We start from the raw sequence: 23273 nt of genomic DNA, 5'->3' as shown, positions 1-23273 counted from the left end.
TGAGATTGTGTTGAAAGTCTGCTGGCCTGTGTGGTTGGTGGGTTTTTGATAGGTTTTCATGGAGAGTTTGATCCTGGCTCAGGACGAACGCTGGCGGCGTGCTTAACACATGCAAGTCGAACGGAAAGGCCCAGCTTGCTGGGTACTCGAGTGGCGAACGGGTGAGTAACACGTGGGTGATCTGCCCCTGACTTTGGGATAAGCCTGGGAAACTGGGTCTAATACCGGATATTCACTTTTCCTCGCATGGGGTTTGGTGGAAAGCTTTTGCGGTTGGGGATGGGCCCGCGGCCTATCAGCTTGTTGGTGGGGTAATGGCCTACCAAGGCGACGACGGGTAGCCGACCTGAGAGGGTGATCGGCCACACTGGGACTGAGACACGGCCCAGACTCCTACGGGAGGCAGCAGTGGGGAATATTGCACAATGGGCGCAAGCCTGATGCAGCGACGCCGCGTGAGGGATGACGGCCTTCGGGTTGTAAACCTCTTTCAGCTCCGACGAAGCGCGAGTGACGGTAGGAGCAGAAGAAGCACCGGCCAACTACGTGCCAGCAGCCGCGGTAATACGTAGGGTGCAAGCGTTGTCCGGAATTACTGGGCGTAAAGAGCTCGTAGGCGGTTTGTCGCGTCGTCTGTGAAATTCTGCAGCTTAACTGCAGGCGTGCAGGCGATACGGGCAGACTTGAGTACTACAGGGGAGACTGGAATTCCTGGTGTAGCGGTGAAATGCGCAGATATCAGGAGGAACACCGGTGGCGAAGGCGGGTCTCTGGGTAGTAACTGACGCTGAGGAGCGAAAGCGTGGGTAGCGAACAGGATTAGATACCCTGGTAGTCCACGCCGTAAACGGTGGGTACTAGGTGTGGGTTCCTTTTCACGGAATCCGTGCCGTAGCTAACGCATTAAGTACCCCGCCTGGGGAGTACGGCCGCAAGGCTAAAACTCAAAGGAATTGACGGGGGCCCGCACAAGCGGCGGAGCATGTGGATTAATTCGATGCAACGCGAAGAACCTTACCTGGGTTTGACATACACCAGACGCAGTCAGAGATGGCTGTTCCCTTGTGGTTGGTGTACAGGTGGTGCATGGCTGTCGTCAGCTCGTGTCGTGAGATGTTGGGTTAAGTCCCGCAACGAGCGCAACCCTTGTCCTGTATTGCCAGCGGGTTATGCCGGGGACTTGCAGGAGACTGCCGGGGTCAACTCGGAGGAAGGTGGGGATGACGTCAAGTCATCATGCCCCTTATGTCCAGGGCTTCACACATGCTACAATGGCTGGTACAGAGGGCTGCGAGACCGTGAGGTGGAGCGAATCCCTTAAAGCCAGTCTCAGTTCGGATTGGGGTCTGCAACTCGACCCCATGAAGTCGGAGTCGCTAGTAATCGCAGATCAGCAACGCTGCGGTGAATACGTTCCCGGGCCTTGTACACACCGCCCGTCACGTCATGAAAGTCGGTAACACCCGAAGCCGGTGGCCTAACCCTTGTGGAGGGAGCTGTCGAAGGTGGGATCGGCGATTGGGACGAAGTCGTAACAAGGTAGCCGTACCGGAAGGTGCGGCTGGATCACCTCCTTTCTAAGGAGCACACAACACTGTTTGTTTCTGTACCCGATCGTGGTACGGCAAACGTGTGTTCACGGGTGAAACATCAGACAGATCAAGGTCTCGGTCGAATCATTCGATCGGGATTGGATCGTCGTCGGCCGCGAGGCCGGCGCATTTATCGCACACTATCGGGGTTCTGAGAGAACGCAGGTTTTCTCACGGATATCGAACATCGCGCAGCTCTGCTGAGGCGTCTTGTGATGAGGCGCGGAGGAGCATGTGGGCGTTCGATGTGTGTTGTTTGAGAAGTGCATAGTGGATGCGAGCATCTTTATTTTTGCAATGCATACAAGTTTTTTGGTTGTGTGTTTTGTTCGAGTTTTGTGTGTCTACATTCGTGTCTCGCGTGTGGTCGTGCTTTTGTGCGGTTGTGTGTGGGGTGTGTTTGTAGGTGTTGTTGTAAGTGTTTTAGGGCGTTCGGTGGATGCCTTGGTACCAGGAGCCGATGAAGGACGTGGTAGGCCGCGATAGTCCTCGGGGAGTTGTCAAACGAGCTGTGATCCGAGGGTGTCCGAATGGGGAAACCCAGCACGAGTGATGTCGTGTTACCACCAGCTGAATGTATAGGCTGTGTGGGGGGAACGTGGGGAAGTGAAACATCTCAGTACCCATAGGAAGAGAAAACAATTGTGATTCCGTGAGTAGTGGCGAGCGAAAGCGGAGGAGGCTAAACCATGCGCATGTGATACCGGGTAGGGGTTGTGTGTGTGGTGTTGTGGGGTTCATCTTCTCCGATCTACCTGTCGGGGCGTGAGTGATAAAGCTGCATGTTAGGTGAAGTGGCCTGGAATGGTCTGCCGTAGACGGTGAGAGTCCGGTAGCTGAAAATGTGTGGTCTTGCGTGATGGGTGCCCAAGTAGCAGCGGGCTCGTGGAATCTGCTGTGAATCTGCCGGGACCACCCGGTAAGCCTGAATACTTCCTGGTGACCGATAGCGGACTAGTACCGTGAGGGAAAGGTGAAAAGTACCCCGGGAGGGGAGTGAAATAGTACCTGAAACCGGACGCTTACAATCCGTCAAAGCCTGTGCACCCTTTGGTGGGTGGTGGGTGATGGCGTGCCTTTTGAAGAATGAGCCTGCGAGTTAGTGCTCGGTGGCGAGGTTAACCCGTGTGGGGTAGCCGTAGCGAAAGCGAGTCTGAATAGGGCGTGGAGTCGCCGGGTCTAGACCCGAAGCGGAGTGATCTACCCATGGCCAGGGTGAAGCGTCGGTAAGACGTCGTGGAGGCCCGAACCCACTTCAGTTGAAAATGGAGGGGATGAGCTGTGGGTAGGGGTGAAAGGCCAATCAAACTCCGTGATAGCTGGTTCTCCCCGAAATGCATTTAGGTGCAGCGTTCTGTGTTTCTTACCGGAGGTAGAGCTACTGGATGGCCGATGGGCCCTACTAGGTTACTGACGTCAGCCAAACTCCGAATGCCGGTAAGTGAGAGCAGGGCAGTGAGACTGCGGGCGATAAGGTTCGTAGTCGAGAGGGAAACAGCCCAGATCGCCGGCTAAGGCCCCTAAGCGTGTACTAAGTGGAAAAGGATGTGGGGTCGCGAAGACAACCAGGAGGTTGGCTTAGAAGCAGCCACCCTTGAAAGAGTGCGTAATAGCTCACTGGTCAAGTGATCCTGCGCCGACAATGTAGCGGGGCTCAAGTACACCGCCGAAGCCGCGGCACTCACATAAGCCCGCCCATGATCTACGGGTTGTGGGCTAGGTGTGTGGGTGGGTAGGGGAGCGTCCTGCATCCGTGGAAGCGCCGGAGTGATCCAGGTGTGGAGGGTGTGGGAGTGAGAATGCAGGCATGAGTAGCGAAAGCAGAGTGAGAAACTCTGCCGCCGAATGACCAAGGGTTCCTGGGCCAGGCTAATCCGCCCAGGGTGAGTCGGGACCTAAGGCGAGGCCGACAGGCGTAGTCGATGGACAACGGGTTGATATTCCCGTACCCGTGTATCCGCGCCCATGCTGAATCAGTTGTACTAACTGTCCAGATCCCCCAGGAAGGCCTTCGGGTCTCGGGTGGGGTGATGCACAGGACCTTGGCTGGTAGTAGGCAAGCGATGGGGTGACGCAGGAAGGTAGTGGTGCCAGGCGATGGTTGTCCTGGTGTAAGCCTGTAGCACTGACGATAGGCAAATCCGTCGTCTGTATGTGTGAGAGGTGATGCGTAACCGTTGTGGTGAAGTCCATGATCCTATGCTGCCGAGAAAAGCCTCTAGTGAGTTGGTACACGGCCCGTACCCCAAACCAACACAGGTGGTCAGGTAGAGAATACTAAGGCGATCGAGAGAACTGTGGTTAAGGAACTCGGCAAAATGCCCCCGTAACTTCGGGAGAAGGGGGACCCATCCTGGTGACGACATTTACTGTTTGAGCTGGTGTGGGTCGCAGAGACCAGAGAGAAGCGACTGTTTACTAAAAACACAGGTCCGTGCGAAGTCGTAAGACGATGTATACGGACTGACGCCTGCCCGGTGCTGGAAGGTTAAGAGGACCGGTTAGTTCCCTTCGGGGGGCGAAGCTGAGAATTTAAGCCCCAGTAAACGGCGGTGGTAACTATAACCATCCTAAGGTAGCGAAATTCCTTGTCGGGTAAGTTCCGACCTGCACGAATGGCGTAACGACTTCTCTGCTGTCTCAACCACAGACTCGGCGAAATTGCAGTACGAGTAAAGATGCTCGTTACGCGCGGCAGGACGAAAAGACCCCGGGACCTTCACTATAGCTTGGTATTGGTGTTCGGTTCGGTTTGTGTAGGATAGGTGGGAGACTGTGAAGTGGGCACGCCAGTGTTCATGGAGTCATTGTTGAAATACCACTCTGATCGTATTGGACTTCTAACCTCGGACCCTGATCGGGTTCAGGGACAGTGCCTGGTGGGTAGTTTAACTGGGGCGGTTGCCTCCTAAAATGTAACGGAGGCGCCCAAAGGTTCCCTCAGCCTGGTTGGCAATCAGGTGTTGAGTGTAAGTGCACAAGGGAGCTTGACTGTGAGACGTACATGTCGAGCAGGGACGAAAGTCGGGACTAGTGATCCGGCACCAACGTGTGGAAGTGGTGTCGCTCAACGGATAAAAGGTACCCCGGGGATAACAGGCTGATCTTCCCCAAGAGTCCATATCGACGGGATGGTTTGGCACCTCGATGTCGGCTCGTCGCATCCTGGGGCTGGAGTAGGTCCCAAGGGTTGGGCTGTTCGCCCATTAAAGCGGCACGCGAGCTGGGTTTAGAACGTCGTGAGACAGTTCGGTCTCTATCCGCCGCGCGCGTTAGAAACTTGAGGAAACCTGTCCCTAGTACGAGAGGACCGGGACGGACGAACCTCTGGTGTGCCAGTTGTTCCGCCAGGAGCACTGCTGGTTAGCTACGTTCGGAAGGGATAACCGCTGAAAGCATCTAAGCGGGAAGCCTGTTCCAAGATGAGGTTTCTCACCCTCTTGAAGGGTTAAGGCCCCCTACAGACCATGGGGTTGATAGGCCAGAACTGTACGCCTAGTAATAGGTTCAGGTGACTGGTACTAATCGGCCGAGGACTTACCAACAACACCCAACACGTGAAACTTGTGAAGGTGTTTCGCATCCACTATGACACTTCTGAAACAACACACAGAAGAAATAAACAAACACGCGTCTGTGTGTGTTTCACATTGTTTCGGCGGCTATAGCGGTGGGGAAACGCCCGGTCCCATTCCGAACCCGGAAGCTAAGCCCACCAGCGCCAATGGTACTGCACTCTAATCGGTGTGGGAGAGTAGGACACCGCCGAGCACAACATTCCAGTAATGCCCCGCACCCTCTGTGGTGCGGGGCATTACTGCATTCACCACCAAAATTTCTGACAGACGCTCAGATCCCGGCGGTGACAACCGCCGCCACGGGAGCAGGGTCTGGAATCAGGCCGTCCAGGGCGTCGAGGTCCTCGACGCGTCGTGTGCCCTCGGGGACGGACCTAGCCAGCACTGTGGCCAGCGCGGTGCGGAGAGCTGTCACCGGATCGTCGACCATCGCCATGCTGCGCCACGCAACATGATGATCGGGTCGGACGAGTAATGCGCCGTCATCGCCGACCTCGCGTTGCTGGGTCCATTCACGCAGTACGTCGTGGTATTCGCATCCCGTTCCGATGGCGCGGACTGGAAGACCGACTCCGAACTCGCGGGCTACCCGTCGGGCCGCGTCGGCCCAACGGGCACCGTTCTCGCCGACGACGAGGGTGAGTTCGCCGTGGCCGGTGACGTCGATCGTGGAGACCCGGCGTCGACCCTTTTCCACCCAGGCGTGGGGCAGGCGCGCGCCCGGGTGCGTTGTCGGCCGGTAGTAGAGTTCGGGATCGCGATCGTCGGGCGGATAGTCGGTTCCGTCGTTTATGACGCACGCTGACGAGTACCGCTGTCCCAGTTCGACTCCGTGGGCGTTGAACTGGTAGTTCTGCAGCGCCACAGCGTCGTCGAGTTGGCGACGCCGCGCTGCGCCCTGTTCGGTGCCGGAGAACAGCTCGTCGAGCATCCGCCAGCCGTCTTCCGACGATTGGCCCGGTGCGAAGCCCAGGGCCTGTGAGATCGGAAGCATGTCGCGGACGCTACGCATCGCACGGTCGACCACCTGCTCGCCGACGGGCTGGCGCTCTTGCGTGTAGGTGTCGAGCAGTGCGGGGTCGGCGTGGCCGCGCAGCACCATGGCGAGTTTCCAGGCGAGGTTGAACGAGTCCTGGACCGAGGTGTTCGTGCCCAGCCCGTTCGCGGGCGGATGCCGATGAGCAGCATCTCCGGCGAGGAACACGTGTCCCTTGCCAAAGGTGTCGGCGATGACGTGGTTGATCTGCCACGTGCTGACCGCTTTGATGCGGATGTCGACCGAGTCATCACCGATGGTGGTGCGTGCACGCTCGATGACCGCGGCCTCCGAGGTATCGGGTTCACCGTCTTCGGGGTTGTACATGCACAGCAGCACCCACTCGGTCCACGGTTTCACGCAGATCCACGTGCCGCTCCCGACCCAGTAGTCGTTGCCAGGCTGCGCCATCCAGTAGAGCGTGCCGGGGCGATGCGCGGTGTAATCGGTGAGGTCGGCCTCCAGCCAGATGTTCATCGCAGCACCGAGACCCCTCTCGCCACGCAGACCGAACTCCATCTGCGAGGCCACAGTCGACCGACCGCCGTCGGCGCCGATGACGTACCGGGCGTGCACCCGGTACTCGGCTCCGGTGGTGCGTTCGCGGACGATCACGTCGACGTGGTCGTCGGTATCGCGCACCGACACCGCCTCGGTGTTGAACCGGATCTCGGCACCGAACTCCCGCGCGGCCTGCAACAGAATCGGCTCGAGGATGTGTTGCGGGATGTTGCACATCTGGGTGGGGCTCGACACCTGGTAATCGGCGTGCCGTAGTGTTCCGGATCCCCACGACTTCAGTCGTGCGATCTCGGTTCCGGCGAAACTCGTTGCCCAGACGTTGTTCCCCATGAATTCGTTGGGTACAGCAGCCGCGCGGACGCGGTCCTCGATGCCCAGGTCGCGGAAGACCTCCATCGCGCCCTGGTTGGTGATGTGCGCGCGAGGCGAGTTCGCGGTACCCGAGTACCTGCTCACTGTCAGGGCCGCGACTCCGTACTTCGCGAGGAGTGCGGCTGCGGTCAGGCCCGCCGGACCTGCGCCGACGATCAGGACATCTGTGGTGACGGTTTCCATCGGGGTCGACCTCCGTGGTCGAGAAGACCGGCGTCGTGCCGGAATGCGGATACAGGGTGGGGGCTGCAGGGCAGCCGTCGAGCGGACGCGGCCGGTGGTCGCGGTCCGATCAGTGTGTCGAGTGAGCGCCGGTCATCATCGCGGCCAGATCCTCGGGGGCGAGGAAACTCGGCGGAGGCGGTGGGCCCCAGTTGAACAGTCCGCGGGCGCCCTCAAGGTCTTCCGGCGTCCACAGCGCATCGTCGGGGATGCAATCCATGTCGGAGTAGTACTCGGAGAAGTTGCCGGCGGGATCCTTGAGGTACCAGAAGAAGTTCGAGCCGGCGTGGTGACGACCAAGCCCCCACACGTGTCGTTCCGGATGTCCTTCGAGCATCGCGGCTGCGCCGCGGCCGACGTCGTCGATGTCGTCGACCTGCCACGACGTGTGATGAAGATAGGTGACCGGCGAGTTCATGACGAGAACGTTGTGGTGGTCCTGCGAGCATCGGAGGAACGACCCGTGACCCTTGATGTGGTCGCTGATCTTGAAGCCGAGCCCGTCGACGAAGAATCGGCAGGTCTCCACGTAATCGGTTGATCCCAGGACGGCGTGACCGAGTTTGTGCGGTGTGATCGGATAGTCCCGGAGCACGCCCGGCGCGCGGCCTAGTCGTTCGATCCGGCCCGGCCCGTTGTACGGCGTCGGTTCGACGCGCGTCTGGTTCAGGCGTGGCAGTACGCGCACGGTTGCACGCAGATCGGCGACCGGCTCGTGCGCGGTCACCTCGTCGCCATGTCGTTGGGCGAGGAACCCCTTCGAAACCAATTCGTGGTGGATGCGATCGATGTCGTCGAGATCGTCAGCCCCGACCGACAACTCGAGCAGGCGGCGTGTCGGAGCCTCGACTATCCGAAGCTGCTCGCCGCCGTCGGTGCTCGACAGCCACCCGTTCGAGGTCGGTGTCAGGCCGAACTCCGTGTAGTAGGCGAGTGTCTCGGCGACGTTCGGAACGCCCACGGTGACCGACGCCAATCTGTGCAGTGACATCGCAGCTCACCGCGTTCCGGCCGGCGAGACGAAACGCTGTGCGATCTCGCCGATGCCGGCGATCCGGGACGTGAGGACGTCGCCGTCGCCGAGGAAGCGCTGTGGGGTTCTGCCCATCCCGACGCCGGAGGGCGTACCGGTGAAGATGACGTCGCCCGGAAGCAGCGGTGTGATGTGGGACAGTCGCGACACCAGTTGAGCGACGGAGAAGATCATCTCCGACGTCCGGCCCTTCTGCATCTGCTCCCCGTTGATGTCGCAACTGAGCTCGAGATCGTCGCGGTCGTCGAACTCGTCGGGCGTCACGACGACCGGGCCCATCGGAGCGAAACCCGGGTACGACTTACCCAGGCTGAACTGTGGTGGGTGCGCGTTGAACTGTGTCTCACGGTCGGAGATGTCCTGGCCGATCGTCAGCCCCGCCACGTGGTCCCAGGCGTTCGCTTCGCTGACGCGATGCCCCGCCCGACCGATCACTGCAACCAGTTCGACCTCCCAGTCGACCTTCGGACCGGTCAGTTCGACGACGCCGACCGGACCTGCCAGCGATGTCCGGTACTTGGTGAAGACCGGCGGGAAGTCGGGGACGTCGTACTTGGACTCCGCTGCGTGCTCGGCGTAGTTGAGGCCGATCGCGAACACCTGCCCCGGCTCCGGGATCGGATTCTCCAGGGTGGCGTCGAAGACACTCCCGGTGGTGGGATCGATGCCCGTCGCCCAGTCGGCGAAGTCGTCCCAGTGGTTGTAGATCGAGGTGACCGAGGGGCCGAATCGGTCGTTGCTGGCCATGGCGACGTCGACTGCCAGGTGCAGGCTTTCGTCGACCAGTACCGCCCTGTTCTCGAGAACTCCAAGACGCATGCTCACTCCTGTGTGTTGCTGCGCGCCGGTGCCATGTGGTGATCGGCATCACAGTTGCTGATCTCAGGTCTACCCCGACGTATTCGTGATTGCAATAGATTTTCGAAAATATGGAGATGAGGTACTGATGTGCCGATGTTCGGTTAAGGTGGACCCGTGGCGACATCGAAGGCGAAACAGACACGAGGCGACCTCGTCTACGAGCGACTGCGCGGCGACATCCTCGGTGGTCGGTATCTGCCGGGTGATCGGTTGAAATTCGGTGCGCTCGCCGCCGACTGCGACGTGAGTATGAGCGTGCTGCGCGAAGCACTCACGCGGCTCTCCCTCGAAGGACTGGTGACCAACGAGGCCAACGTCGGATACGCGGTCACGGAGATTTCTATACCCCGACTCCGCGAACTGACCGATGCACGGCTCGAACTCGAGGGGCTGGTGTTCGGGCGGGCGATCGGCGACGGGGATCTCGCATGGGAGTCGTCGGTTGTCGCCGCGCACCACCAGATGGTCGGCACCCGCTATCTGACCGGCGACGAACCCGTTCGGGTGACCGACGACTGGGCTCGGGCGCATGCGGCTTTCCACCGCGCGCTGCTCGAGGGATGCGCGAACAAGAAACTCCTGCAACTGGCCAACGGGCTACGTGACGAAGCCGAGCTCTACCGACGCTGGTCGCAACCATTGGGGCAGGAGAAGAATCGCGACCTCGACGGCGAGCATCGTCGAATCATGGAGCTGGCACTCGCACGTGACGCCCCCGGCGCCGTGTCCGCACTGCGCGAGCACATCTCGCACACCACGGAGTTGCTCGTCGCGAGCGACATCGCCGTGGACGGCGCCGTCGCGACCTGACCGTGTGGCGCGACCTCAGGAGTTCGGCAGTGAGCGCGGGAGGGTCTCGCCTCTGAAGAATGCCGGCTGGCGCACGCGCAGGTACAGCATCACGAACAACCCGAGCACGAGTAGTCCGAAGCCGATGTAGAAGACGAGTCCGACACCGAAAATGGAAGCGCCACTGCCGTTGTCGGGGTTCATGCTCTCGCCGACCGAGATGATGAACACGATGATCAGTGCTGCGCCGCCCAGGAGTGGGAACAAGAACTTGAAGAAGAAGTTGTGCACGGAGGAGAACAACTCGCGGCGGAAATACCAGACGCAGGCGAACGCGGTGATGCCGTAGTACCAGCAGATCATGATGCCCAGCGCTGCAATCGTGTCGATGAGCGTGCGCTCGGACAGGATGGTCACGACGGTGTAGAAGACTGCCGTGACGACTCCTGCCACGAGCGCTGCGAACGACGGTGACAGGAAGCGTGGGCTGATCTCGGCGACCTTCTTCGGGAACGCCCCGTAACTGCCCATCGCGAGCATGGTGCGTGCAACCGGGAGGAACGTCGTCTGCAGACTCGCGATGGACGAGACGAGGATCGCGGCGAACAGCAGTACGCCACCCCAGCGGCCCAGGATGGGGTCGGCGAGGGCGCCGAAGACGTTCTCGGCGTTGTTCTCGTTGCCCAACCCGACACCGTCGGTGCCGACTCCCGCGTACATCATCACGGCGACCGCGACGAGTAGATACGTGAAAAGAATCGACATCACGCACAGCAGTCCCGCGCGTCCCGGGGTGCGCTTGGGATCCTTGGACTCCTCGCCGAGCGTGAGGCACGTGTCCCATCCCCAGAAGGCGAAGATCGACCCGGTGAGTCCGACGGCGAACGCCGAGATGGTCAGCCCCGTGAACGGGTTGAACCAATCGATGTCGAAATGCAGTCCGGCGGGCGCCGATCCGTCAGCGACCTTCACGAACGCGATGATCGCGAAAGCGAACAGCACGACGAGCTGAAACCCGACGAGGACGTACTGGATTCGCTCGCTGGTCGTGATACCCCGCATCGACACCCAGGTGGCGATCGCGAGCAACGCCAACGTCGTGAGGATGTTCACGAGCTTGTTCGTGCCGAGGTCCGCGATCGAGGGTTTGTCGAAGATTTGGGCGATGATCAGGTAGAAGAACTGCACGCCGATCGCCGCGAGATTCGACAACACGATGATCGTGGCCACCACCATGCCCCATCCGCACATCCACCCGACGTAGGGGCCGAACGCCTTGGTCGACCAGGTGAACGACGCTCCGCAGTCGGGGGTGTCGGAGTTCAATTCCCGGTAGGCGTACGCGGTGAGGAACATCGGGATGAATCCGGCGATGAAGATGGCAGGCATCTTGAGGCCGACCGCCGCGACGATCAACCCGATGCTCGCGGTCAGTGTGTAGCCGGGCGCAACCGTCGAGATCCCGAGGATCGCGCCGGAGAAGACGCCGACCTTCCCCGAGGCGAGCCCCTTGCTGCCGGAGTCGACGGTCACCGCGGTCGACGGATCCCCGTTCGGCGCTTGACCATCCGGCGACCCGCTGCTCGGGGCCGGAGTGCTCGATGACGCGTCATTCGACGAATCGCCGCCGGCCGGTTCGGTCGGGGATTGGTGCGATGTGCTCATCTCTGCAGATCTCCGTGGTTCAGGCGCCGCGGGGGACGACGATCATGGGGACCGCGAGTACCGCAGCATCTTCGCAGCAGTGGACCCGAGGAACAGATGGAACGGCTGAGCGAGCCGACTCGAGCCGACATAGAGCAGATCGCCCGGCTCCCAGTCCAGCGACGCAGCAGCGTCTTCGACGGTTTTGCCGGTCGCGATCGCTGTCGTGATCGGGTGACCGTCCGGCAGATCGGCGCGCACTGCAGCGACCGTCGTGTCGAGGTGATCGGCGACAGCGTGGTGTGCGTCGGAGTCCTTGTCGTGGTTGTTCGAGATGCCGTTGTCGACGGGAAGCAGGGACAACAGACGCAGTGGAACCCCTGCGCGGGCGCATGCCTGTGTCGCTGCTCGAAGCAGGGCGTCGACTCCGGGGCGTCGACCCACCGCACAGGTGATCCGCGTGACCGGGGCGACCATCTCGCGCATACCTCGTGGTGTCACGGCGACCGGGGTTGTCGACGTGTGGAGGAGATTGGTGACCACCGATCCGAGAGTGTGGCGTCCGAGGATGCCGCCGCCGGACCCGCCCACGACGATCATCGACGAGTTCAGGCGCTCGGCTTCCGTCGAGAGTCCTTCCGCGGAGTTCTCGTACTCGGCGACGTAGCCGGCACCGTGAACCTCGTCGGGCAGGGTATCGAGCGCGTCGTCGAGCCATGTCGTCGCCTGTCGGTCCAGGATCTCCTGGAAGTCTCCCGGAGCGACGGCCTGATCGACGGGAGAAGACGGGGGTACGACGAGGCAGATCTTCAGATCGGCATCGAACGACTGGGCCAGCTGCGCCCCGAGTGCCAGCGCATCCTCGCCGCCGGGTGTTGCCAGATAGGCGACCAGCAGGTTGGGCCGAGTGGTGGTCATGGGCTTGCGCTCCGTTTCGGTCGACACGTGAGGGAGTCCGATGTTCACGGCGGTGGATACACTGTGCGCTGGGCCATCCTCTCCCGCACTAGCCAGAATGTCCTACGCGAGCTGATCGCGCAGGACATACTGGCCAGTTGATCGTCGACCGTGGTGTCGACGCAGCGTCAACTCAGGTGGTGGACCTCCTGCAGGCCGTACACCGGGGTGTCCATGTCCTCGAACCGCGCCTTGAGTTGCAGGGCGAGGTAGAGCGAGTAGTGCCTGGACTGGTGCAGGTTGCCGCCGTGGAACCACAGCCCCGGCTGCTGGGTGGGCTTCCACATGTTGCGCTGCTCACCCTCCCAGGGGCCGGGATCCTTCGTGGTCTCCGACCCGAGGCCCCAGACCTTCCCCACGCGATCGGCGACGTCCTGGCCGATCAGGTCGGCTGCCCAGCCGTTCATCGAGCCGTATCCCGTCGCATAGACGACGACGTCGGCGGGGAGTTCGGTGCCGTCGGCGAGAACCACGGAGTTCTCGGTGAGGTGATCGACCTGTCCGTGCGCGAGCTTGATGGTGCCGTCGGCGACGAGATCGCACGCGCCGACGTCGATGTAGTAGCCCGAACCGCGTCGCAGGTACTTCATGAACAGCCCGGATCCGTCGTCACCGAAGTCGAGGTCGAACCCTGCGGCCTCCAACCGGTCGTAGAAGTCCTTGTCACGCTCGCGGATCTGGTCGTAGAGCGGGATCTGGAACTCGTGCATGATCCGGTACGGCAGTGAGGCGAATGTGAGGTCGGCCTTCTTGGTGGTCATGCCCGACGCGACGGCCTGCTCGCTGTAGAGCGCCCCGAGGCCGATCTCCATGAGCGATTCCGAGCGCACGATGTGCGTCGACGATCGCTGGATCATCGTGGTGTCGATTCCGTTCTCCACGAGTGCCTTGCAGATGTCGTGGGCGGAGTTGTTCGCGCCGACGACCACGACGCGCTTGCCGACGAAGCCGTCGGGTCCCGGGTGCTGACTCGAATGGTGCTGTTCACCGGCGAAGACGTCCTGCCCGGCAAACGTGGGAACGTTGGGTTTGCCCGACATCCCCGTCGCGAGGACGAGTTGAGTAGGCGTCAGGGTGAGATGCTCACCGTCGCGTACCACCTCGACGGTCCATCTGCCCGCTTCCTCGTGGTAGGTCGCCGACGTGCACGTCGTCTTCGACCAGTAGGGCACCTCCATCACGCGCGTGTAGAACTCGAGCCAGTCGCCGATCTTGTCCTTGGGTGCGAAGACCGGCCAGTTGTCGGGGAAGGGGAGATACGGAAGGTGGTCGTACCAGACCGGATCGTGCAGGCACAGCGTCTTGTAGCGTCCCCGCCACTGGTCGCCCGGCCGGTCGTGGCTGTCGACGACGATCGCGGGGACACCGAGCTGTCGCAGTCGCGCACCGAGCGCGATGCCGCCCTGGCCGCCGCCGACCACGAGCACATACGGTTGGCTGGATCGGCCCAGTTCGGCCTCCTCTGCCTCTCTGCGCTCGGCCCATGACCGCGCGTCGGGGTCGGAACCGTGCACCGCGCCGAGCACCCTGCTCGCCCCACTCGGTTCCTCGTGTCCCTTGAGCTCCTGCAGTGTGGTCAGCAACGTCCAGGCCTCATCGCGATCGCTGCCGTCGGCCGCAGGCCGCAATCGCAGAACGCCGTCACCGCGACCGGTGGCTGTCTCGAAGGACAGGAAAGTGGTCACAACACCGTCGTCCTCGGTCGGTGTCTCCGTCGACGCGAACGATCCGGGGTCGGTGTCGTCGAGTCGCGCCGTGAGCATGTCCGCGAGCTGGTCGCGACCCTCGACGGTCTTCAGGTTCCAGGTGAACGCCACGAGGTCACGCCAGAAACAATCCGTTGCGAACATCCCTGTCACCGCCGCGATGTCCCGCGCCCTCAGCGCCGACTCGAAGTCGGCGAGCCACCTCTCGACGCGCTCGGTCGGTGTGCGTGGGTTCGACTGGTCGTGACCGGTCGTCGGTTCGAGCGTCTGGGTCATCGCTGCTCCTCGTGGTGGGTGTCGTTCGTTGTCATCTGGTTCGGGGTGCTGGTGTCGGTGACCGCACCGTGTGAGCCACAGCACACTCGCCGTGGAGTGCGGCGTGCAAGGGTTGCAGCGGGTTGCGATGCCCAACCCCTTTGCGACAGAGGTGTGATCGAGAGCACAATCACTGGTGATGTCAGCTACAGCACCCTCCCGATACGGTGAGCCGGCGGTCGGCGCAGGCGACGACCCGCGGCACTACGCCGCGGTCCTCGCCGCTGTCTACGACGCCGCGATGTCGGGTAACCGTCCGCCGGCGCGTCCACGCGACGTGATCGGCCAGTCGTGGGGACGAGTCCTCGACGCCGGGGTCGATCCGGATCACGGATCGCCCGAACACCTCATCGACGCCGCCGAGCTCGAGGCGCGTCGCAGCGAGTCGCCACTGGCGCTCGTGCTGGACGATCTCACCGGCGGCCTCGACGCGATGATCGCCGACGGCGACAACATTCTCGTGATCGCCGACGCGTCGGGTCGCATCCTGTGGCGTGGAGGGCAGACGCGGGTCCTCCACCGCGCCGATCGCCTCGGATTCGTCGAGGGCGCCGATTGGGGAGAACGCTCCGTCGGGACCAACGCCATCGGCACCGCACTGATGTCCGGGGGACCCGTCCAGGTCTTCTCCGCCGAGCATTTCGTCCGCACCCACCACACGTGGACGTGTGCGGGTGCGCCGATCCGCGATCCACGGTCAGGCTCGCTGCTCGGCGTCGTCGACGTCAGCGGACCCGCCTCGACGATCCACCCGACGACGCTGGCGCTGGTGAGTGCGGTCGCCAAACTCGCCGAATCTCAACTACGCGAACATCATCGACGCCGCCTCGACGAACTGCGCGCGGTCGCGGCACCGATCCTCGCGCGCTCGTCAGGCCCAGCGCTCGCCGTCGACGCCGACGGCTGGGTCGCGGCCGTGGACTCGGTGGCGCCGTGTTCGCGGCTGATCCTCCCGCGACGTCCGGAGCCGGGACGCGCGTGGTTGCATGCCGTCGGGGCGTGCGAGTTCGAGCCACTGCCCGGTGGATGGCTCGTGCGTGTCAGCGACGACCAGGGGCCCGCACGGGCAACGGTCGTCGAACTCGATCTCGACGACCGCCACGCTCCGATGGTGCGCGTCTCGGGCACGGAGGGCTCCTGGACGTATCGTCCGTCGCCTCGTCACGCAGAGATCCTCGCACTACTTGCCGACCATCCGAACGGGTTGAGTGCGGCCGCCATGTCGGAGGAACTGTTCGGTGCCGACGACCGCACGGTGACCGTCCGTGCCGAGATGTCGCGTCTGCGAAAGAGTCTCGGCGGTTTGCTGGCCGCGAATCCGTACCGTTTCGCAGCAGGGGTCGACGTGAGGAATGCCCGGGGAGGGCAGCGGGGGTCCGAGACGCGCGAGGTCTGACGAGCATCGTGCGCCCACCTGATGGGTCATTCGACCGGTGATCGTCGGCGGGTTACGGTCAGGGCGTGACGGTTTCGCATGTGGACGGCTACCTGCGCAAGATCATGGCCGATTGTGTCGACGATCGAGCGGGGGAGGTGGCCGACTACATCCCCGAGCTCGCGGCCGTCGATCCCGAGGGTTACGGGTTGTCGGTGGCCATGCATGACGGCTACCTCTACTCACTCGGTGATGCGGACACCGCGTTCACCATCCAGTCGGTGTCCAAGCCGCTGACCTACGCCATGGTGCTCAGTCGGCTGGGACCGGTCGAGGTCGATGCGAAGATCGGCGTCGAACCGTCGGGCGAGGCGTTCAACCAGATCAGTGTCGACGCACGGCGTCGGCCCAAGAACCCCATGATCAACGCGGGCGCCATCGTCGCCTCGTCGCTGTTGCTCCCCCCGGTCCGCGACGTCGGACCCGAGGTCGTGGAGAAGGTGTTCGATGACATCCTCGCGTTCTACTCGGCATGTGCGGGACGCCAGTTGACGCTCAACGAGACGGTCTTCGAATCGGAGGCCGCGACGGGATCGCGCAATCGCGCGATCGCGTACATGCTCGACAGTTTCGGAGCGCTCGACACCCACCCGGACGCCGCGATCGCGCTCTATTTCCGCCAGTGCGCGATCGAGGTGACCACGGACGACCTCGCGGTGATGGGCACCACGATCGCCTGCGGAGGAGCGAATCCGCGCACCGGCAGGCAGGTGTTCAGTCAGGAGGTCGCACAACGTCTGTTGAGCGTGATGACCACATGCGGTATGTACGACGCCGCGGGCGACTGGGTCACCGAGGTCGGGATGCCCGCCAAAAGTGGTGTGGGAGGCGGCATTCTGGCGGTACTGCCCGGCCAACTGGGCATCGGGGTCTATTCGCCACGTCTCGACGCCCATGGCAACAGCGTGCGCGGCGTGGACACCTGCGAGCACCTGTCCACAGATCTGGGTCTGCACATGTTCAATGTCACCCGCGAGAGCCGCGTCACTATCAGGGCGACCTACGACATCGCCGACTACCCGGTGGGTGACGACTGGACCGAGGAGGAGCGAAGCTTCCTGCGGACCTGCCGGGATCGCGTGCGGGTGTACGAATTGCAGGGCGACCTGTCCTTCGGTAGCGCCGAGAGCGCGCTACGTCGGGTCGAGGACGACATCGAACGCGTCGACGTGGTGATCATCGAGATCTCGCGCGTCGGCGTGATCGACCCGGTGGCGCGCACCATGATGTTGGCGGTCAAGCGCACCGCCGACGAGAGCGGCAAGCGCGTCGTGCTCGTCGACCCCGACGGTGAGGTGCGCGCCAGCGTCGAGCGCCATCGCTCCGACACGGTCGTACACAACCTGGCCGTGCCCGAGCAACTGCAGGGGCTCGACCCGACGCTTCCGCATGTGCACCCGTCGATGGTCGACGCCGTCGACGACGCAGAGCACTTCCTGCTCAAGCGGTATCGCAACGCCTGACGCCTTCGGCGTGAGTGAACCCGTGGTTCCACCGGACGTGGCTCGCCACGCGTCAGGGGTTGTGTCGGTCGCGGCGTGCGGCCGCTAAGCTGCCCGGTGTGCGTCTGGTGATCGCGGAATGCCAAGTGGACTACGTCGGCCGACTGACGGCCCATCTGCCGATGGCCAGGCGGCTGCTGCTGATCAAATCGGACGGATCGGTGAGCGTGCATGCAGACGATCGCGCCTACAAGCCGCTCAACTGGATGAGTCCACCGTGCTGGTTGACCGAGACGCAGGTGCCCGACGAGATCGCCGCCGCGCACGAGTCCGTCGAGGCGTATTGGGTGGTCACCAACAAGACGGGGGAGGAGCTGCGGATCACGCTGGCGTCGATCGAACACGATTCCTCGCACGAACTCGGCGTCGATCCCGGTCTGGTGAAGGACGGCGTCGAGGCCCACCTGCAGGAACTGCTCGCCGAGCACGTCGAGACCCTCGGGTCGGGGTACTCACTGATCCGACGCGAGTACATGACCGCCATCGGGCCCGTCGACATCCTCTGCCGTGACGCCGACGGGGCCACCGTCGCCGTCGAGATCAAGCGTCGCGGTGAGATCGACGGCGTCGAGCAACTGACTCGCTACCTCGAACTGCTCAATCGTGACCCTCTGCTGGCACCGGTCAGCGGGGTCTTCGCCGCCCAACAGATCAAGCCGCAGGCGCGCACCTTGGCCACCGACCGCGGAATCCGCTGCGTCGTACTGGATTACGATGCGCTACGAGGCGCGGAGAGTACCGAGTTCCGGCTGTTCTGAGGTCGCAGACCGCGGCGTCGGATCACTCGCCGGTACTGAACCGCGCCCGCTCGGAGAGAGCACGGTTGAGAAGTTCCGAGTCGTCCGTGTCGGACAACGAGGTGTAGTCGACGTCCTCCGCGGGACGGAGGGTGTCGGGGAAGGTGCCGAACTCCCTCTGGATCTCGGTGAGCTTCTTGCGGACCTCCTCGAACTCGTCGAGTACCCGGGTGCGTGCGTCGTCGGCCTTGGCCGACAGTGCGCGTGAGCCCGCGAGGCGTTCGACTGCGATGTCGCGGGCGGTGTCACGGATCTGCTTGGCCTCCGCGAGTGCCTGCCGTCGTTCTTCGGCGAGTTGCTGGTCGTGCCGCTGACGCTCCTCGGTGCGCGTCTGTTTGCTCTGCCGAGCCAACTCGTCCGCGTCAGCACGCGCCTTGGCGAGCAGCTGTGACGCCTGCGTGCGCGCCGCGGTCATCGTCGCCGTGTGTTCCGCCTCCATCGCTGCCGCCCGTTCGGTACACAGTCGGTCGGATTCGGCGGCATCGGCCTTGGCCTTGCTGTGGATCGCCTCCGCATCGGCGCGTAGGTCGGCCGCGTGCTGTTCGGCATCGGCGACGATGCCCGACGCCTTCTTCTCCGCGTCCGCGACGATCGACTCGGCCCGTGCCTGCGCCTCCGACACGGTCCGGTCGGCCTTCTCGCGCGAGTTCCTGGCCAGTTCGGCGGCCTCCTGGCGCGCCACCGAGACCGTCTCGGCGGCTTCGGCACTGGCCTCTGCTCGCATCTCCGAGGCCTCGTCGGATGCGAGTTGGAGCATGCGGCTCAGCCGCTCGCTCATTCCCTGGGCTGTGGTGGGTGGCACCGACAGGGTGTCGACCTCGCGGCGGAGTTCGTCGATGGTCGCGCGTGCCTCGTGCAGATGGGCGGCGAGTTCGTTGGCGTTGGCGGTCGCGGCGTCGCGGTCGGCGGCCAGCACACGCATGTCGGCGTCGACGCGTCGGAATCGTTCGGCGACCTGCTCGCGATCGTATCCGCGCATGACGACGGAGAACGGGAGATGCTGCCTCGGAGCCTGGCTCGACATGGTTCGACAGTCTAGTGGTGCACCCGGTCGAGTGCCCGAGCAGATCAGTCGATCGCCGAGGAGATCAGTGGTCGTCAGCAGCGTGCTCTGCAGCGGGTTCGACCAGTTCGAGCAGCACGCCGCCTGCGTCTTTGGGGTGCACGAAATTGATCCGTGAATCGGCTGTTCCGCGTCGCGGCTCCGGGTACAGGACTCGTACCCCGGCGCTCGTGAGGCGTGTCATCACCTCGTCGACGTCGGTGACCCGAACGGCCAGTTGTTGCAGACCGGGCCCGTTGCGGTCGAGGAACTTGGCGATCGTCGACGACTCGGACGCCGGGGCCAGCAGTTGAACGACCGCGCCGCTGCCGGCGTTCGCGGGCCCGACCATGGCCTCGTGGACGCCCTGCTCGTCGTTGGTCTCCTGGTGGAGCGTGACGAACCCGAGGTGCTCGGCGTACCACTTCTTGGCCGCCTCGAGGTCGGCGACCGCGATGCCCACGTGGTCGATCGCCACCACGAGGTCGGAGATGAGCGAAGCGGCACCTGCGGATTCGACGGGGGGCACGGATGATGAGGTCGTCATGCGATAAAGGTAACGTTTAAGAGGTCATTCGAACAGAGCGACCGCTCGGTTGGTCGCTGTCCCAGCACTTGGAGGTCTTCATGTCCCCGGCAACAGATCAGGCGACGTCGGTCATCGTCGCCGGCGCACGCACGCCGTTCGGCCGGCTCCTCGGTTCACTCACGGGATTCAGCGGAGTCGACCTCGGTGCGATCGCCATCAAGGCCGCGCTCGAACGCGGCGGTGTCCCCGCATCCGCCGTCGACTACGTGATCATGGGACAGGTGCTGACCGCGGGCGCCGGGCAGATGCCCGCACGTCAGACGTCGGTGAAGGCCGGTATCGGCTGGGATGTTCCCGCGCTCACCATCAACAAGATGTGCCTGTCGGGCATCGACTCGATCGCGTTGGCCGACCAGCTCATCCGCGCAGGCGAATTCGAGTGCGTCGTCGCCGGCGGTCAGGAGTCGATGACCCAGGCGCCGCACCTGCTCCCCGGCAGCCGTAGTGGCTTCAAGTACGGCAACACCGAACTCGTCGACCACACCGCATTCGACGGTCTCTACGACGCGTTCACCGACCAGCCGATGGGCGCGCTGACCGAAGAAGGCAATGACACCAACGGCTTCTCGCGTGCCGAGCAGGACGAGTTCGCAGCCAGGAGCCACCGGCTCGCGGCGACGGCATGGAAGAACGGACTCTTCGCCGACGAGGTCGTTCCGGTGAGCATCCCGCAGCGCAAGGGCGACCCGATCGAATTCGCCGAGGACGAGGGCATCCGGGCCGACACCACCGTCGAGACGCTCTCGCGGCTGCGCCCCGCGTTCCGCAAGGACGGCACCATCACGGCAGGCAACTCGTCGCAGATCTCCGACGGTGGTGCAGCAGTCGTCGTGATGAGCAAGGCGAAGGCCGCCGAACTCGGACTGACGCCGCTCGCCGAGATCGGCCCGCACGGTGTGGTCGCAGGACCGGACTCCTCGCTCCAGTTGCAGCCGGCCAACGCCATCGAGAAGGCGTGTGCGCGAGCCGGAATCGCGCCGACCGATCTCGATCTGGTCGAGATCAACGAAGCCTTTGCCGCGGTCGGCCTCGCGTCGACCAGGGCTCTGGGCATGAACCCCGGCATCGTCAACGTCAACGGTGGTGCGATCGCGATCGGACACCCCATCGGCACCTCGGGTGCTCGTATCGCACTGCACCTCGCGCTGGAGTTGCAGCGTCGCGGCGGCGGTGTCGGCGCGGCTGCGCTGTGTGGCGCGGGCGGCCAGGGCGACGCCCTGATCATCCGCGTGCCCAAGGCCTGACACCACTCGAGGAGTGCGTCGATACCGGACGGCTACTACACGCTGTCGTAGTTGCCGTCCGGGTCAGGCACAATGGTCGTCATGAAGCAATTCCTCGATCTGTCCACCCCTGCCAAGCGCTTCCGGTTCGTCGCCGTCCTCGAGGCCATCACCTGGGCCGCTCTCCTCGTCGCGATGTTCTTCAAGTGGGTGCTCGGATACACCGAAGCCGTCGCGGTTCCCGGCATGGTGCACGGCATTGTGTTCATCGCCTTCGTGCTGATCTCCGTCGTGACCGCCGTGTCGTTGCGGTGGAGCCTGTCGGTCACCGCGCTGGCACTGCTCTCGTCCCTCCCTCCGTTTGGCACGCTCGTCTTCGAGTGGTGGGCGCGCCGCAACGGACACCTGGCAGAACTGTCCGCCACCGAGACCGACCCCGAACCCCAGTACGCGGCCTGAGCCACCGAACCGAGACGTTCACGCCGCGCCGACACAGGGAGAGATCATGATCGCAGCTTTCAGTCTCAGCCCGTCGGGCGGAACCGCCGTCGACGACGACGGTGGGATGAGCGTTGCTGTCGCCGCGGCGGTGCGCGTGGTCGCCGAATCGGGCCTTCCGCATCAGACCGCCGCGATGTTCACCTACGTCGAGGGTGAGTGGGACGAGGTCATGGACGTCATCAAGCGCGCCACAGATGCGGTGGGTGAACTTGCACCGCGTGTCGGGCTGGTCATCAAAGCCGACATCAGGCCGGGCCACACCGACGAACTCACGGGCAAGGTCGACCGGGTGATGCGGCATCTGTCCTGAACCCGTGCGCCGCGCGGGCAGGTCGTCGCTCCAGAGCGCGCGGGGCGCCGTGTCCGCGATCTTCTTTCTCAACGGATTCCTTGCGGCACTGTGGGTTGCACACATCCCGGTGATCGCTTCGCGCACCGGGACGTCGCACGAACAACTCGGTGCGCTGTTGCTTCTGCTGGGCGGCGCGGCGTTCGTCGGTATGCAGGTCAGCGGTCACGCGCTCGACAGATTCGGTTCGCGCACCACGACGCTGGTTGCTGCGACGCTGCTGTGCCCGGTGATGCTCGGACCCGCGCTCGCGGCGAACACCGGTCAACTCGCCGCGGCTCTCGCGGTGTTCGGCTTCGTCAACGGCAGCCTTGACGTGTCAATGAACGCTCAGGCGGTCGCGGTGGAGCGCGCATACCGCAGGCCCATCATGTCGTCGTTTCACGGGTTCTTCTCGCTCGGCGGCCTGGCCGGGTCGCTGATCGTCGCCGTGACCCTGTGGGCACGAGTCGGCGTCGTGGTAACCGTCGGGATCTCGTCGCTGCTCGGCCTGGCCCTGGTCGTGGTGTGCGGGCGTTCGCTGGTGGCCTCCGACGGCGCGGGCATCAGCGAGTTGGAGGGGTCCGCATCCGCGGAAATGCAGCAGGACGCCGAGAAGAGGGGCACCCCGCGAGCCCGCTGGTGGCACGGGCTGGATCTGCGTCGACTCGCGATCCTCGCCGCAGTGGCATTCGCACTCATGTTGGCCGAGGGCACGGCATACGACTGGAGTGCCCTGCAGGTCGTCGAGGGCTTCGACACCCGCGACGCGGTAGGTGCCATCGCCTTCGGCGCGTTCAGCGCCGCGATGACGGTTGCTCGCTTCGCTATCGACCCGATCGCGGCCCGCCTCGGCCCGGTATGGGTTGTGCGCATGGGTGCGTTGCTCGGGATCGTCGGCATCAGCGCGGCGATTCTCGCCCCCGAACCCGTCACCGCCATCATCGGCTGGACGATCTTCGGCGTGGGGCTGGCCGGTCTCATCCCACAGATCTTCACCGCGGCGGGCAACCTCACCACGTCGTCGAGTGGTCGTGCCATTTCGACAGTCGTCGGCTGCGGTTACCTCGGGATGCTGTCGGGACCTGCGATCGTCGGCTTCATCGCCGGACACTCCGGGGTCTCGACCGGGCTCATCCCGGTGATCGGTGCGCTCGCCTTCGCTCTCGTTGCCGCGCCTGTCGTGCGGCCTCGCGTCACATGACACACTGGAAGGGTGACACGACCGA

16 protein-coding genes and 3 rRNA genes are annotated in these 23273 nt (G+C 63.6%); 11 read left to right on the top strand and 8 right to left on the bottom strand.

What is annotated here, in order from left to right:
- Window positions 1–55 precede the first annotated feature (55 nt).
- From LK459_RS01005 to rrf, 3 genes are all read left to right on the top strand, one after another.
- Window positions 56–1577, top strand: a 16S ribosomal RNA gene (locus tag LK459_RS01005).
- Between the two features lie 427 nt (window positions 1578–2004).
- Window positions 2005–5137: ribosomal RNA gene (locus tag LK459_RS01000) — 23S ribosomal RNA — on the top strand.
- A 109-nt stretch (window positions 5138–5246) separates the two neighbouring features.
- Window positions 5247–5363: ribosomal RNA gene (gene rrf / locus LK459_RS00995) — 5S ribosomal RNA — on the top strand.
- The 16S, 23S and 5S rRNA genes sit together here, the layout of an rRNA operon.
- Before the next feature lie 78 nt (window positions 5364–5441).
- Here rrf and LK459_RS00990 read toward each other — a convergent pair.
- The 3 genes from LK459_RS00990 to LK459_RS00980 form a co-directional block, all read right to left on the bottom strand.
- Entirely contained in the window at window positions 5442–7283 is a 1842-nt protein-coding gene (locus LK459_RS00990) for an FAD-dependent monooxygenase (protein WP_227921248.1), read from the bottom strand.
- Window positions 7284–7392: 109 nt separating this feature from the next.
- Window positions 7393–8313: a VOC family protein gene (locus LK459_RS00985; protein ID WP_227921246.1), complete on the bottom strand. Its 921-nt coding sequence runs from the start codon at window positions 8311–8313 to the stop codon at window positions 7393–7395.
- Window positions 8314–8319: 6 nt separating this feature from the next.
- Entirely contained in the window at window positions 8320–9174 is an 855-nt protein-coding gene (locus LK459_RS00980) for a fumarylacetoacetate hydrolase family protein (protein WP_227921245.1), read from the bottom strand.
- 156 nt (window positions 9175–9330) lie between these two features.
- On the opposite strand from LK459_RS00980, the gene LK459_RS00975 reads away from it, so the two are divergent.
- Window positions 9331–10026 (top strand): GntR family transcriptional regulator, encoded by a 696-nt coding sequence (locus LK459_RS00975; RefSeq protein WP_227921243.1) that lies wholly within the window; start codon window positions 9331–9333, stop codon window positions 10024–10026.
- Window positions 10027–10041: 15 nt separating this feature from the next.
- Here the strand turns inward: LK459_RS00975 and LK459_RS00970 are convergent, their stop codons facing one another.
- The 3 genes from LK459_RS00970 to LK459_RS00960 all read right to left on the bottom strand — a co-directional run bounded on the left by LK459_RS00970 (window position 10042) and on the right by LK459_RS00960 (window position 14588).
- Window positions 10042–11670, bottom strand: a complete 1629-nt coding sequence (locus tag LK459_RS00970) for an APC family permease (protein ID WP_083835900.1) — start codon at window positions 11668–11670, stop codon at window positions 10042–10044.
- A 42-nt stretch (window positions 11671–11712) separates the two neighbouring features.
- Window positions 11713–12567, bottom strand: a complete 855-nt coding sequence (locus tag LK459_RS00965; RefSeq protein ID WP_227921241.1) for a universal stress protein — start codon at window positions 12565–12567, stop codon at window positions 11713–11715.
- A 167-nt stretch (window positions 12568–12734) separates the two neighbouring features.
- Entirely contained in the window at window positions 12735–14588 is a 1854-nt protein-coding gene (locus LK459_RS00960) for an NAD(P)/FAD-dependent oxidoreductase (RefSeq protein ID WP_227921240.1), read from the bottom strand.
- Between the two features lie 175 nt (window positions 14589–14763).
- On the opposite strand from LK459_RS00960, the gene LK459_RS00955 reads away from it, so the two are divergent.
- The 3 genes from LK459_RS00955 to nucS all read left to right on the top strand — a co-directional run bounded on the left by LK459_RS00955 (window position 14764) and on the right by nucS (window position 18322).
- Window positions 14764–16023 carry a helix-turn-helix domain-containing protein gene (locus LK459_RS00955; RefSeq protein WP_227921238.1) on the top strand — a complete coding sequence of 420 codons (1260 nt, stop codon included), beginning with the start codon at window positions 14764–14766 and terminating at the stop codon, window positions 16021–16023.
- A 65-nt stretch (window positions 16024–16088) separates the two neighbouring features.
- Window positions 16089–17525 (top strand): glutaminase A, encoded by a 1437-nt coding sequence (glsA, locus tag LK459_RS00950; protein ID WP_227921236.1) that lies wholly within the window; start codon window positions 16089–16091, stop codon window positions 17523–17525.
- A gap of 98 nt (window positions 17526–17623) precedes the next feature.
- Entirely contained in the window at window positions 17624–18322 is a 699-nt protein-coding gene (gene nucS, locus LK459_RS00945) for an endonuclease NucS (protein ID WP_039993959.1), read from the top strand.
- Window positions 18323–18344: 22 nt separating this feature from the next.
- Here nucS and LK459_RS00940 read toward each other — a convergent pair whose 3' ends face one another.
- Entirely contained in the window at window positions 18345–19385 is a 1041-nt protein-coding gene (locus LK459_RS00940; RefSeq protein WP_227921234.1) for a coiled-coil domain-containing protein, read from the bottom strand.
- Between the two features lie 64 nt (window positions 19386–19449).
- Window positions 19450–19950, bottom strand: coding sequence for a methylmalonyl-CoA epimerase (mce, locus tag LK459_RS00935; protein WP_227921233.1), 501 nt, complete (start codon window positions 19948–19950; stop codon window positions 19450–19452).
- Between the two features lie 80 nt (window positions 19951–20030).
- On the opposite strand from mce, the gene LK459_RS00930 reads away from it, so the two are divergent.
- From LK459_RS00930 to LK459_RS00915, 4 genes are all read left to right on the top strand, one after another.
- Window positions 20031–21236: an acetyl-CoA C-acetyltransferase gene (locus tag LK459_RS00930; protein WP_227921231.1), complete on the top strand. Its 1206-nt coding sequence runs from the start codon at window positions 20031–20033 to the stop codon at window positions 21234–21236.
- A gap of 72 nt (window positions 21237–21308) precedes the next feature.
- The gene (locus tag LK459_RS00925) at window positions 21309–21674 is read left to right on the top strand and encodes a DUF3817 domain-containing protein (RefSeq protein ID WP_007238691.1); all 366 of its coding nucleotides are present in this window, start codon (window positions 21309–21311) and stop codon (window positions 21672–21674) included.
- A 46-nt stretch (window positions 21675–21720) separates the two neighbouring features.
- Window positions 21721–22026, top strand: coding sequence for a thiamine-binding protein (locus tag LK459_RS00920; protein ID WP_227921229.1), 306 nt, complete (start codon window positions 21721–21723; stop codon window positions 22024–22026).
- A 49-nt stretch (window positions 22027–22075) separates the two neighbouring features.
- Complete coding sequence (locus tag LK459_RS00915; protein ID WP_227921227.1) at window positions 22076–23248, top strand: MFS transporter; 1173 nt, start codon at window positions 22076–22078, stop codon at window positions 23246–23248.
- Window positions 23249–23273: the final 25 nt, after the last annotated feature.

The sequence above is a fragment of the Gordonia otitidis genome, from assembly GCF_020735545.1.
Taxonomy (GTDB): Bacteria; Actinomycetota; Actinomycetes; order Mycobacteriales; family Mycobacteriaceae; genus Gordonia; species Gordonia otitidis.
The sequence above is the reverse complement of the archived record's forward strand: the minus strand, read 5'-3'. Positions and strand labels throughout refer to the sequence as shown.